12 protein-coding genes are annotated in these 11,887 nt (G+C 70.3%); 11 read left to right on the forward strand and 1 reads right to left on the reverse strand.

Annotated elements, in window-relative coordinates:
- Positions 1 to 123: 123 nt before the first annotated feature.
- Entirely contained in the window at positions 124 to 375 is a 252-nt protein-coding gene (locus ACN6LM_RS36090; protein ID WP_445069651.1) for a phosphopantetheine-binding protein, read from the reverse strand.
- A gap of 126 nt (positions 376 to 501) precedes the next feature.
- Between ACN6LM_RS36090 and ACN6LM_RS36095 the strand changes: the two genes are divergently transcribed.
- The 11 genes from ACN6LM_RS36095 to ACN6LM_RS36145 all read left to right on the forward strand — a co-directional run bounded on the left by ACN6LM_RS36095 (position 502) and on the right by ACN6LM_RS36145 (position 11,782).
- Complete coding sequence (locus ACN6LM_RS36095; RefSeq protein ID WP_445069652.1) at positions 502 to 2,061, forward strand: AMP-binding protein; 1,560 nt, start codon at positions 502 to 504, stop codon at positions 2,059 to 2,061.
- A 265-nt stretch (positions 2,062 to 2,326) separates the two neighbouring features.
- On the forward strand, positions 2,327 to 3,442 hold the full coding sequence (locus ACN6LM_RS36100) for a cytochrome P450 (RefSeq protein ID WP_445069653.1): 1,116 nt from the start codon (positions 2,327 to 2,329) through the stop codon (positions 3,440 to 3,442).
- A gap of 15 nt (positions 3,443 to 3,457) precedes the next feature.
- Positions 3,458 to 3,655 carry a ferredoxin gene (locus ACN6LM_RS36105; protein ID WP_391269634.1) on the forward strand — a complete coding sequence of 66 codons (198 nt, stop codon included), beginning with the start codon at positions 3,458 to 3,460 and terminating at the stop codon, positions 3,653 to 3,655.
- 76 nt (positions 3,656 to 3,731) lie between these two features.
- A complete protein-coding gene (locus ACN6LM_RS36110; protein WP_445069654.1) occupies positions 3,732 to 5,285 on the forward strand; it encodes an AMP-binding protein in 1,554 nt (517 codons plus the stop codon).
- Positions 5,282 to 6,523 (forward strand): type III PLP-dependent enzyme, encoded by a 1,242-nt coding sequence (locus tag ACN6LM_RS36115; protein ID WP_445069655.1) that lies wholly within the window; start codon positions 5,282 to 5,284, stop codon positions 6,521 to 6,523. The genes ACN6LM_RS36110 and ACN6LM_RS36115 overlap by 4 nt, the downstream gene beginning before the upstream one ends.
- On the forward strand, positions 6,520 to 7,017 hold the full coding sequence (locus ACN6LM_RS36120) for a cobalamin B12-binding domain-containing protein (protein WP_445069656.1): 498 nt from the start codon (positions 6,520 to 6,522) through the stop codon (positions 7,015 to 7,017). Before ACN6LM_RS36115 ends, ACN6LM_RS36120 begins: the two co-directional genes overlap by 4 nt.
- Entirely contained in the window at positions 7,014 to 8,408 is a 1,395-nt protein-coding gene (locus tag ACN6LM_RS36125) for a methylaspartate mutase (protein ID WP_445069657.1), read from the forward strand. Before ACN6LM_RS36120 ends, ACN6LM_RS36125 begins: the two co-directional genes overlap by 4 nt.
- A complete protein-coding gene (locus ACN6LM_RS36130; RefSeq protein ID WP_445069658.1) occupies positions 8,398 to 9,264 on the forward strand; it encodes a 3-hydroxyacyl-CoA dehydrogenase family protein in 867 nt (288 codons plus the stop codon). The genes ACN6LM_RS36125 and ACN6LM_RS36130 overlap by 11 nt, the downstream gene beginning before the upstream one ends.
- The gene (locus tag ACN6LM_RS36135) at positions 9,261 to 9,551 is read left to right on the forward strand and encodes an acyl carrier protein (RefSeq protein WP_445069659.1); all 291 of its coding nucleotides are present in this window, start codon (positions 9,261 to 9,263) and stop codon (positions 9,549 to 9,551) included. Before ACN6LM_RS36130 ends, ACN6LM_RS36135 begins: the two co-directional genes overlap by 4 nt.
- Complete coding sequence (locus tag ACN6LM_RS36140; RefSeq protein WP_445069660.1) at positions 9,544 to 10,653, forward strand: acyl-CoA dehydrogenase family protein; 1,110 nt, start codon at positions 9,544 to 9,546, stop codon at positions 10,651 to 10,653. Before ACN6LM_RS36135 ends, ACN6LM_RS36140 begins: the two co-directional genes overlap by 8 nt.
- A complete protein-coding gene (locus ACN6LM_RS36145) occupies positions 10,643 to 11,782 on the forward strand; it encodes an HAD-IIIC family phosphatase (RefSeq protein ID WP_445069661.1) in 1,140 nt (379 codons plus the stop codon). The genes ACN6LM_RS36140 and ACN6LM_RS36145 overlap by 11 nt, the downstream gene beginning before the upstream one ends.
- The last annotated feature ends 105 nt before the right edge of the window (positions 11,783 to 11,887 follow it).

Here is an 11,887-nt window from a genome sequence, read left to right on the forward strand (position 1 = left end):
CCCCCCCCCCCCCCCCCCCCCCCGGGGCCGCACACCCGCTAGGGGGAAGACCTCGCAGCACCAACAGATATGCCCTCCGTTATCGTCAGGATTCCGAAGGGCATATCTGCTTTCCGGGACGTCTTATCCGGCGGGGCTGGCGGCAATCTTGCGGAGCGAGGCCCACAGTACGTCCGGTGTCGCAAAGGTCTCCATGGTCAGCATCTCGTCGACGAAGCGCACGTCGTACATGCTCTCCAGCGATGCCATCATCTCGACCGTGCCGAGCGAATCGAGTCCGAGATCGCGCAGGCTGGTATCGCCGGCGAGCTCCTCATGGGTGCCCAAGAACGGCAGATACTTGCGCAGGAGCTCTTCGAATTGCTCGTCCCACATGGCGTCTCCGAAATCTGTCTGACTATGCGACGGAATGGCTTTCGTTGTGACGATATGCCAAGCATGCAGCGAAGGCACCCCCTACTTGCCCCCATTTCTTCTGGGGCGTGAAGAAAGGAAAGAAAGATGTCCGGTACAGCACTGCACGCACGGTTCCTGCGGGGCCTGCGGCTCGACCCCGGCAAGACCGCCGTACGCGTCGGGCCGGACGCCCTCAGCTACGAGGAGGTCCACGAGCGCGCCCTGTCCTGGGCCGGCTCCCTGCTCGCCGGCGCCGAGGAGCGCCCCCGCGCGATCGGCGTGCTGGCCGACAAGGGCATCGACGCCTACGTCGGACTGCTGGCCGCGCTCTACACCGGCGCCGCCGCCGTCCCCCTGAACCCCGACTTCCCCGCGGCCCGCACCCGGCACATGCTGGAGCTCGCGCAGGTCTCCGCCGTCATCGCCGACGGGCCGGGCCTGGCACGCCTGGCCGACTGCGGGGCCGACGACACGGCGTTCCCGGTGCTCCCGGCCGGCGGTGCGCAGGTCCCGACCGGGCGCCGCGCACTGGAACCCTCCGCCGGCCACGCCCTGACCGAGCCGCGGCCCGTCGAAGAGACCGACAGCGCCTACATGCTGTTCACCTCGGGCTCCACCGGCCGCCCCAAGGGTGTGCCCATCACCCACGGAAACACCCACCACTACTTCCAACTGCTCGACCGGCGCTACGACTTCCACCAGGGCGACGTCTTCTCGCAGACCTTCGACCTGAACTTCGACTGCGCCATGTTCGACCTGTTCAACGCCTGGGGTGCGGGCGCCACCGTGCAGGCCGTGCCCCCACGTGCCTACCGTGACATCCCGGCCTTCGTCGCCGAACACGGCATCAGCGTCTGGTTCTCCACCCCCAGCGCCATCTCCCTGATCCGCAGGCTGAGCGGACTGGCGCCGGGCAGCCTGCCGGGCCTGCGCTGGAGCCTGTTCGCCGGCGAGGCGCTCACCGCCGCCGACACAGTGGACTGGCAGACCGCGGCACCCGGCTCGGTACTGGAGAACATCTACGGGCCGACCGAGCTGACCGTCACCATCACCGGCCATCGCTGGTCGCCGGAGGAATCCCCCGCCAAGTGCGTCAACGGTCTGGTTCCCATCGGTGCCGTCAACGACGGACACGATCACATGCTGATCGGCGAGGACGGCAGCGTCGTCGAGGACGAGGGCGAACTGTGCGTCACCGGGCCCCAGATGGTCCGCGGCTACCTCGACCCGGCCGACGAGGGGGGCAGGTTCCATCCGCACGGGGGCCGTACCTGGTACCGCACCGGGGACCGGGTGCGCAGGCTGGCCGACGGCGAGCTGATCTACCTCGGGCGGCTGGACTCCCAGGTGCAGATCCAGGGCTGGCGGGTGGAGCTCGCCGAGGTGGAACACGCCCTGCGTGCCTGCGAGTCGGTCACCGAGGCCGTCGCCGTCACCCGGCCCTCGGACAACGGCCTCGAACTCGTCGTCTTCTACACGGGCACCCCGGTGCCCCCTGCCGTACTGGCCCGCGAGCTGCGCGAGGTGCTGCCCCACGGCATGTGGCCCCGCGAGTACCGCCACTTGGCCGAACTGCCCCTGAACTCCAACCGGAAGACCGATCGGGCCAAGCTCGCCGCCGCGTGCGCCGCTGGGGCGGCGCCGGCTCGAACTGGCGCCGTTTAGGGGTCGTTAGGGGTGCTGAACGCGCCCCGCGGATGAATAGCCTCTGGCTCAGAGCGTTTGTTTGCGTCACCCGCGGATCCACGGCCCGTCGCCCACGGCCATCTGGTGGAGTACCCGCCGAAGCCCAGTCCCAAAGAGGGGAATCATGACCGAAATTGCTGAAGCGGAGAATGCCGGCGTGGCGGAAAGGCGTCCCTTTCCCCTGGCAGCCCGCTGCCCGTTCGGAGCACCGTCCGAGTACGCCGAGCTGCGGGAAAAGGAGCCCGTGTCGAAGGTGACGGTCGCCGTCAACGGACGGCCCGCCTGGCTCTTCACCCGATACGACCTGATCCGGCAGATCCTCAGCGACCCGCGGCTGAGTGCGAACATCAAGCTGCCCGGATACCCGATCCCGATCAACGTGGACGACTCCTACGTCCAGTCGGTCCGGCGCGGGCTGTTCAACCTCGACGGCCAGGAGCACGCGGTGCAGCGCCGCCTCCTCGGCCCGGAGTTCAGCGTCAAGACACTCGAGAAGCTGCGCCCGCGCATCCAGTCGATCATCGACGACTACATCACCCGGATGCTGGAGCAGGGCGGCCCGCTCGACCTGGTGCAGGCCCTCTCCATCCCGATGCCCTCGCAGGTCGTCTGCGAGATCCTCGGCATTCCCTTCCAGGACCGCGAGGTCTTCCAGAACTGGTCGGGCACGCTGATGAACAGCTCCACCGGCCCGGAGGAGCAGATCCGCATCATCGGCCAGATGGAGGAGTACCTCGGCAAGCAGATCGCCGAGAAGGCCGCCAACCCCGGGGACGACCTGCCCAGCCGGGTCATCGCGAAGAACGAGCGCGAGGGCCACGGCCTGAGCCTCGAAGACGTCGCGTGGATGACCAACGTGCTCAACGGCGCCGCCCACGAAACCACGGCCAACAACCTCACGCTCGGCGTCCTGGCACTGCTCCAGCACCCCGAGCAGCTCGCCGAATTCAAGAGCGACCCGTCCCTCGCCCCCAAGGTCGTCGAAGAGGTGCTGCGCTATTCCAGCACCAACGACTGGGGCACTTCCCGGGTCGCCACCGAGGACATCGAGATCGGGGGCGTCCTGATCCGCGCCGGTGAGGGAATCATCACCTCCCGCGTCGCCGGCAACTACGACGACGGCGTTTTCGAGAACCCCGACGTCTTCGACATCCACCGGGGTACGAGCAATCACCTGGCGTTCGGATACGGCGTCCACGGATGTGTCGCGCAGAACCTCGCGCGTCTGGAGCTCCAGATCGCCCTCACCACGCTGTTCACGCGTATTCCCGATCTGCGTCTCGCCACTCCGGCCGAGGATCTGCGGGTGCGGGAGCACGCGCTCATCCACGGCATCCACGAGCTCCCGGTCACCTGGTAACGGAGGAAACACATCATGCGTGTGCTGGTTGATGACGATCGGTGCGTCGGCGCCGGCTGCTGCGTACTCGCCGCGCCGGACCTGTTCGAGCAGAACGACGAGGACGGCCGAGTCTTCCTCCTCATTCAGGACCCCGGCACCGAGATGCGCGACAGCATCCTGGAAGCGATCGACGTCTGCCCGGCGGACGCGCTGGAACTGATCGACGAGTGAGGGACCGGTGCATGGGGACCGGCTTCCCTCCCCGTGCACCGCCCTTCGACCCGGCCCGCCTTTTCCAGATCGGAGAATGGCTTTGCATGCCCAAAATGAACTGACCGGTCGTGCCGCGGACCTTGCCTACCCGCAGGGCACCCTCGTCCACACCCTGCTGGACGACGCCGTGGCGGAGGCGGCCGACGCCTGCGCCGTGCGTGACTTCGTCGCGGAACTGAGCTACCGGCGGCTGAACGAACTGAGCCATGCCGTCGCCCACTGGCTGCGCGGCCAGGGCGTCGGCCCCGGCGACCGCGTCGTCGTGCAGCTGCCCAGCCGGGTCGAGCTGGTCGCCCTCTTCTACGGCGTCGCGCGCAGCGGAGCCGTGTTCGTCCCGCTGAACCCGGCGATGAAGCGGTACCACCTGGCATCGGTCCTCGACAACGCCGAGCCGGCCCTGGTGATCGGCGATGCCGCGTCCGCCCCCGGACTGCGCGAGAGCACCGCCGTAGCCGTCCACGAGCTCTCCGTCGTCTGGCCCCACATCGAGGCCCTGGCCACCAGGGAGCCCGAGGCGGTCACCGTGGACGTCCAGCCGGAGGACATCGCGGCCCTCGTCTACACCTCCGGCTCCACCGCCGCGCCCAAGGCGGTCATCTGTCCGCACCGCCAGGCCACCTTCGCGTCCTCCGCGATCAACGCGGAGCTGCGCTACCGGCCCGACGACGTGGTCTTCTGCCGCTTCCCGCTCTCCTGGGACTACGGCCTGTACAAGGTGCTGCTGTCCTGCCTCGGCCGGTCCGAGCTCGTCCTGGCCGGCGAGGAATCCGACCTGCTGCTGTTGCGCCGCATGCGGGAGACCGGTGCCACCATCGTCCCGATCGTGCCCTCCCTGGCGGCGATGATCGCCACCCTGACCGCGCGCGACTCCGAGCCCGCGCCCCCCGTGCGCATGTTCACCAACACCGGTGCCGCCCTGCCCGCCCCCACCATCGCCGCCCTGCGCGAGGCGTTCCCCGGCGTACGAGTGGTGCGCCAGTTCGGGCAGACGGAGTGCAAGCGGATCTCCATCATGCCGCCCGAGGAGGACCAGGAGCGGCCCCAGTCCGTGGGACGCCCGCTGCCCGGCACCTCGGTGCTGATCCTCGGCCCCGACGGCGAGGAGCTCCCGCTCGGCGAGACCGGCGAGATCGTGGCCGCGGGCCCGCACGTGATGCCCGGCTACTGGCGTGCGGCCGAACAGACGGCCACCGCCTTCCGCCGCGACCCGGCCACCGGCGGACTCCGCCTGCACACCGGCGACTACGGCAGCCTCGACGCCGACGGCTACCTCTACTTCGAGGGCCGCCGCGACGACATGTTCAAGCGCAAGGGCATCCGCATGAGCACCGTCGAGATCGAGGCGGCGGCCATGGACGTGACCGGCGTACGCGTCGCCGCCGTGCTCCCGCCCACCGACGGCCGCGATCTGACGATCTTCGTGGAGAGCGACCTGGCGCCCACCGTGGTGCTCAAGGAACTCGCCCGACGACTGGAGCCCGCCAAGGTGCCCGCCCTGTGCAGGGTCATCCCGGAGCTGCCGCTGACCCTGCACGGAAAGAACGCCCGCCAGGCGCTCATCGACATGCTCGAAGGGGACGACACGTGACCAGCCACGAGGACCTGGCGGTGCGCTTCGGCACACCCCTGTACGTCTACGACCTGGACGAGATCACCGCGGCCCGGCACGAGCTGTTCGACGCGCTGCCCGAGGAGTTCGACCTCTACTACGCCCTGAAGGCCAACCCGCACCCCGGCCTCGTCCGCGCCCTGCGCGACGGCGAGGGCCGCTCCTGCCGCGCCGAGATCAGCTCCACCGGTGAGCTCGCCGCCGCCCTCGAAGCCGGCTTCGACGGCTCGGAGTGCCTCTACACCGGCCCCGGGAAGACCCTCGGCGAACTGCGCGAGGCCATCGGCGCGGGCGTGCGGCTGTTCTCCACCGACTCCGTCACCGACGTGCGCCGGGTCGGCGAGGCCGCCGCCGGACACGGCGTCGTGGCCGACATCCTGCTGCGCGTCAACAGCGCGTCGGCGACCGCCACCAGCAGCATCCGGATGACGGGCACGCCGTCCCAGTTCGGCTTCGACAGCGAGACGCTCGGCGACCTGCTGCCCGACGTACTGGCCACGCCCGGCGTCAAGGTCCGCGGGATGCACTACTTCCCGTTGAGCAACGCCAAGGACGAGAACGCCCTCATCGGCGAGTTCCAGCACACCATCGCGGGCGCCGCCGAACTCGCCCGCCGGCTGGACATCCCGCTGGACTACCTCGACATCGGCGGCGGATTCACCGTCCCGTACGGCGTCCCCGGCGAGCGCGGCCACTACCCGAAGCTGCGCGCCGAACTCGAAGCCGCCCTGGACACGCACTTCCCCGACTGGCGGGCCGGCACCCCCCGGCTGGCCTGCGAATCGGGCCGCTTCCTGATCGGCGCCAGTGGCACGCTGCTCGCCTCGGTGAGCAACGTCAAGGTCAGCCGCGGCCGCAAGTTCGTGATCACCGACGCCGGCATCAACACCTTCGGCGGCATGTCGGGCCTCGGCCGGCTGCTGCCCGTCGCGGTCCAGCCGCAGGCCGGCGCCGAGACCGAGTCGGCCAGCCTGGTCGGCCCCCTGTGCACACCGGGCGACGTACTGGGCCGGGAGATCACCCTGCCCGCGCTGAGCCCCGACGACCTGGTCACCGTTCCCAATGTGGGCGCCTACGGCCCCACGGCGAGCCTGCTGATGTTCCTCGGCAGACCGGCGCCCACCGAAGTGATCGTCCGGGGCGACGACGTCGTCTCCGCCTCCCGCATCGAGCACAGTCGCTCGTACCTCCCGACCGCACCCGGAGCATCCGAGTGAAGAACGCCCTGCCCACCCCGATCTCCCCGCGCTCCGCACCGTCCGTGCCGAGCCGCGGAACCGTCGTCGTCACCAGCATGGCCTCCGACTCGCACACCTGGAACCTCGTCTTCCTCCAGCTGCTGATCGAGGAACTGGGCTACGACGTGGTCAACCTCGGCCCCTGCGTGCCCGACGAGATCCTCGTCGACGAATGCGGCGGCCTGTCACCCAGCATGGTCGTCATCAGCAGCGTCAACGGCCATGGATACCAGGACGGTATGCGGGTCGTCGGGAAGCTGCGCTCCGACGAGCGGCTGGCCGGCGTCCCCCTCGTCATCGGCGGCATGCTCGGCGTGTCCGCGGAGGAGGACACCGCGTACGTCGACGAGTTGGTCGCGGCCGGCTTCCACGCCGTCTTCGAGGGCAACAGCACCACGGCGTTCCGCGACTTCGTCGAGACCCTGCCCCTGACGGCCCGCAGGACGGCGGAGATGGCCGTGGCGGCGTCGTGACCTCGCTCGCCCGCTCGGTGCGCCGGGCCCCGCACCGTGACCGGCCGGTCGACTTCGGCGCCTTCGTACGCCGGGCCGGCGGGGAGGGCGGGCTCGTCGTCCAGCCGAGGATGGGCTTCGGTGACCCCGGCCCCATGCGGGCGGGGCTCGCCGCCACCAAGGCGGCCGACGCCACCACCGTGGGCACCATCACCCTGGACAGCTTCACCCGCGTCGGCGAGCTGCAGTCGGTGGAGGAGGCCCTCCGCCACGGCGTGGCACTCAACGGATACCCGATCGTCAATTACGGGACGGAGGTCACCGAAGCGGTTCTCGACGGCATCCGGGACGACCTCTTCCCGGTGCAGGTCCGGCACGGGTCCGCCGTCCCGGGCGACATCTTCGACCGGCTCATCGAACTGCGTGTCAACGCCACCGAAGGCGGCCCCGTCTCCTACTGCCTGCCCTACGGCCGCACCCCGCTCGCGGACTCCATCCGCAACTGGGCGGAGTGCACCGAGCGGTTCGCCACCCTGCGCGCCGTGGGCATCGAACCCCACCTGGAGACCTTCGGCGGTTGCATGATGGGCCAGCTGTGCCCGCCCAGCATGCTGGTGGCCCTGAGCGTCCTGGAGGCGATGTTCTTCTGCCGCTACGGGGTGCGCAGCGTCTCCCTCAGCTACGCGCAGCAGACCAGCATGAGCCAGGACATCGAAGCCGTGTTCGCCCTGCGCCGGCTCGCCGCCGAAATGCTGCCCACCGACAACTGGCACGTCGTGATCTACGCCTACATGGGCGTGTACCCGATGACCGACCACGGCGCCTACGGCCTCCTGGGCCAGGGGGCGGAACTGGCCGTCAGGACCGGCTCGGAACGCATCATCGTCAAGACCGTCGCGGAGTCCCGGCGCATCCCCACCATCGAGGAGAACGTCGCCGCACTCGAGTACGCCGGCCAGGTCGCCCGTGGCGGCAGGCCGCCGGCCACGGACCCCGTCGAAGACGACTCACAGACCTACCAGGAGGCGCGCGCCCTCATCGACGCCGTCCTCAACCTCGACCTCGACCTCTCCCGGGCGCTGCTCCTGGCGTTCCGACGGGGCTACCTCGACATCCCGTACTGCCTGCACCCGGACAACCGGGGCCACGCCCGCAGCTACATCGACGGCGCCGGGAGACTGCGCTGGGCCGACATCGGCTCCCTGCCGCTCACCGGACTCGTCAAGGGCGGCCACAGCCGCCGTGCCACCTCCGCGGGCCTGCTGGCCGACCTCTCGTACGTGCGCCGCAGGTTCGACGAGTCGCCACCGGAGGTCCTCGGCAGTACCGAACGACACCGCGCGACCGCCTGGGACGCGCATACCTCCCTCCAAGGGCCAACGAAGGACGGTGCAAGAGCCCATGAGAACTGAGTGGCCGAACCAACGCCTGACCATTCTCGGCGCCGGCGTGATGGGCGCGAACATCGCGACGACGGCACTTGGCCACGGCATCCCCGTCGTCCTGATCGACCTCGACCAGGACAAACTCGACCGGGCCCGCGCCCAGATCAGCCAGCTCCTGCGCCACGCGCAGCTGATGAGCGCGCTGCCCGAGGGCCGGCCGGCCGGGGAGCTGACCACCGCCCTGGACCCGGCGGCCGGAGCCGACGCCACGGCCGTGATCGAGGCGATCACCGAGGACGCGGAGCTCAAGGCCAAGGTACTGGCCGAGGTCTCGGCGCTGGTCCGCCCCGGCACGCCGCTGATCACCAACACCTCCGGCATCCCCATCGAGGAACTCGCGAACGCCGTCGCACGGCCGGCGGAGCTGGTGGGCACCCACTTCATGAACCCCACCTACCTCATCAGGATGGTGGAGGTCATCCGGGGCCCGCGCACCGGTGACGCCACCATGGCCGGCGTCGTCGCACTGCTCACGACGATGGAGCGCCGCTCGATCGTCGTCCAGGACTCGCCCGGCTTCGTCACCAGCCGGCTCCTGCACCCGATGATCAACGACGCGGCGCGCGTCGTCCAGGCCGGCACCGCCGACGTGGAGTCGGTCGACGCGCTGATGGAGGGCTGCGTCGGGCACCCCACCGGACCGCTGCGCACCGCCGACCTCATCGGCATCGACAACCTCGTCGACTCCCTCGCCGCGCTGTACGAGCGGACGGGCGACGAAGGATGCCGGCCGTGCGACCTGCTGCTGGAAAAGGTCCGCGAAGGCCATCTGGGCCGCAAGTCGGGCCGCGGTTTCTACACCTACGGAAAGGCACTGTCGTGACCACGAATGACACCACCCCCACGGTCGGCATCACCGCCGAGACCATCGAGGCGGAGCTCCTCGCCCACCTGGAGGCCCGGACCAGGACCAGCCTGACCACCGACCACGACCTGTTCGGATCCGGCCTGGTCACCTCCATGTTCGCGATGGAGCTCGTCGTCCACCTGGAGGGCACCTACGGCATCGTCATCTCGGGCCCCGACCTGAAGCTCGACCACTTCCGCACGGTCCAGTCGATGGTCGCCCTGGTCCTCAGGCTCCATGAGGCAGTGGTCGACCGTGGCTGACATCCTTGCCGAGGAGCGCGAGACGGTCCGCGGCCTGGTCGGCGACCAGGCCGACGCCTGGGACCGTGCCGGCCTGCTGCCCGTGGAGCTGCTGCGCAAGCTCGGCGGTCTCGGCCTGCTGAGCGCACAGATCCCGGCCACCCACGGCGGGCGCGGCGCGGACAGCCGCTCCAACGGCGAGTTCACCGCGTACGTCGGCAGCCTGTGCAGCTCCCTGCGCAGCGTCATGACGTCCCAGGGCATGGCGGCGTGGACCATCCAGCGGCTCGGCACCGCCGAACAGCACCGCGCCTTCCTGCCGGGCCTGGCGAGCGGTCTGCTGGCCGCCGTCGCCTTCAGCGAGCCCGAGGCGGGCAGCGACCTCTCGGCGATCGGCACCACCATCCGCCGCGACGGCGACACGGTCGTCATCGACGGTGAGAAGCGCTGGATCACCGCCTCGTACTACGCCGACATGGTGGTCGTCATCGGCCGGTACGAGGACGGGGCCGCCGCCGTCGTGGTGCCGACCACCGCGGCCGGCGTCCACGTCGAACGCGTCGCCGCCCCGATGGGCTGCCGCGCGGCCGGCCACGCCAACCTCCGCTTCGACTCGGTGCGGGTACCCGCGGCGAACGTGCTCGGCGGGACCGGGCTGCCGCTGCCACTGGTCGTCACGGCGGCTCTCGCCTACGGCCGCATGTCGGTGGCCTGGGGCTGTGTCGGCATCCTGCGCGCCTGCCGTGCCGCCGCCACCGCGCACGCCCGCGACCGGCGGCAGTTCGGCAAGCCGCTGGCCGAGCACCAGCTGGTGGCCCGGCACATCGCGGAGCTGTTCACCGACGAGCAGATCGCGTCACGCGCCTGCGAGCACGCCAGCGCCTGCTGGGACGCGCAGTCGCCGGAGATGGTCGTGGCCACGGTCATGGCCAAGCACATCGGCGCCGGCCACGCCGCGCGCGGTGCCGCCGCCGCGGTCCAGGTCCTCGCCTCGGCGGGCGCCCAGGACGGCCATGTGGTGGCGAGGGCGTACCGCGACGCCAAGCTCATGGAAATCATCGAGGGCAGCAACGAGATATGCCAGCTGATCCTGTCTGAGCACGCCCTCTCCCATGCCGAGTGACTCCGAAGAGGGGAAGGACGCGACCGTGTCCGGCAAACCGAACGTGGTGAAGTGCCTGGTCTGGGATCTCGACAACACGCTGTGGTCGGGAACTCTGCTGGAGGACGGCGACGTGAAGATGACCGAGGCGGTGCGCGACGTCATCGTCGAGCTCGACTCGCGGGGCATCCTCCAGTCCGTCTCCAGCAAGAACGACCATGACCAGGCGTGGGCGCGGCTCGAGGAACTGGGCGTCGCCGAGTACTTCGTCCTGCCGCACATCGGCTGGGGCCGCAAGTCCGACGCCGTCCTCGGCATCGCCGAACAGCTGAAGTTCGCACAGAACACCATCGCCTTCGTCGACGACCAGCCCGCCGAGCGCGCCGAGGTGTCCTTCCACGCGCCGGAGGTCCGCTGCTACGACGCCGTCGACGTGCTGTCGCTGCCGGACCGCCCGGAGTTCAGCCCGCAGACGGTCACCGTCGACTCGCGGCGACGCCGTGAGATGTACCAGGCGGGGTTCCGCAGGTCGGCCGAGCAGGAGCGCTTCAACGGCCCCGACGAGGACTTCCTGCGCTCGCTCGAACTGGAGCTGCGCATCGGACGGGCCGGCGAGGAGGAACTCTCCCGCGTCGAGGAACTCACCTTGCGCACCAGCCAGATGAACGCGACCGGGGTGCACTACTCCGACGCCACCCTGCGCGGGTTCCTGGCCGACCCGGACCACGAGGTGCTGGTCGCCACGCTGACCGACCGGTTCGGCACGCACGGCGCCATCGGCGTCATGCTGCTGGAGACGGGCAACGGCTCCGTGTGGAACCTGAAGCTGCTGGCGACCTCCTGCCGCGTGGTGTCCTTCGGCGTCGGCACGGCCATCCTGAACTGGCTGACCGACCAGGCCGCGCGGGCCGGCGCCCACCTGGTGGCCGACTTCAGGCGCACCGACCGCAACCGGATGATGGAAGTCGCCTACCGTTTCGCCGGCTTCACCGGTGAACCGTGCGCCTGCCTCGCGACCCTCGGCACCGCCGCGGGGACCGAGGACGTCCAGCGCCTCCACCTGGTCCCGACACCGCGCGAGGCCCCGACCACGCTGACGCTGACCGCCCCCGACCTCACCACCGGCCGGGACACCCGTTCCGCGTCCTGAGCGCACCCGTCCGGAGCACCCCGGCACTGGGGGGGGGGGGGGGGGGGGGGGGGGGGGGGGGGGGGGGGGGGGGGGGGGGGGGGGGGGGGGGGGGGGGGGGGGGGG

This window comes from Streptomyces sp. SAS_281, assembly GCF_052542855.1.

Excerpts from the sequence above, each read along its gene's own strand:
- ACN6LM_RS36090 (WP_445069651.1), bottom strand. The coding sequence starts at position 375 with ATGTGGGACGAGCAATTCGAAGAGCTCCTGCGCAAGTATCTGCCGTTC.
- ACN6LM_RS36095 (WP_445069652.1), top strand. The coding sequence starts at position 502 with ATGTCCGGTACAGCACTGCACGCACGGTTCCTGCGGGGCCTGCGGCTC.
- ACN6LM_RS36105 (WP_391269634.1), top strand. The coding sequence starts at position 3,458 with ATGCGTGTGCTGGTTGATGACGATCGGTGCGTCGGCGCCGGCTGCTGC.
- ACN6LM_RS36110 (WP_445069654.1), top strand. The coding sequence starts at position 3,732 with ATGGCTTTGCATGCCCAAAATGAACTGACCGGTCGTGCCGCGGACCTT.
- ACN6LM_RS36130 (WP_445069658.1), top strand. The coding sequence starts at position 8,398 with ATGAGAACTGAGTGGCCGAACCAACGCCTGACCATTCTCGGCGCCGGC.
- ACN6LM_RS36145 (WP_445069661.1), top strand. The coding sequence starts at position 10,643 with ATGCCGAGTGACTCCGAAGAGGGGAAGGACGCGACCGTGTCCGGCAAA.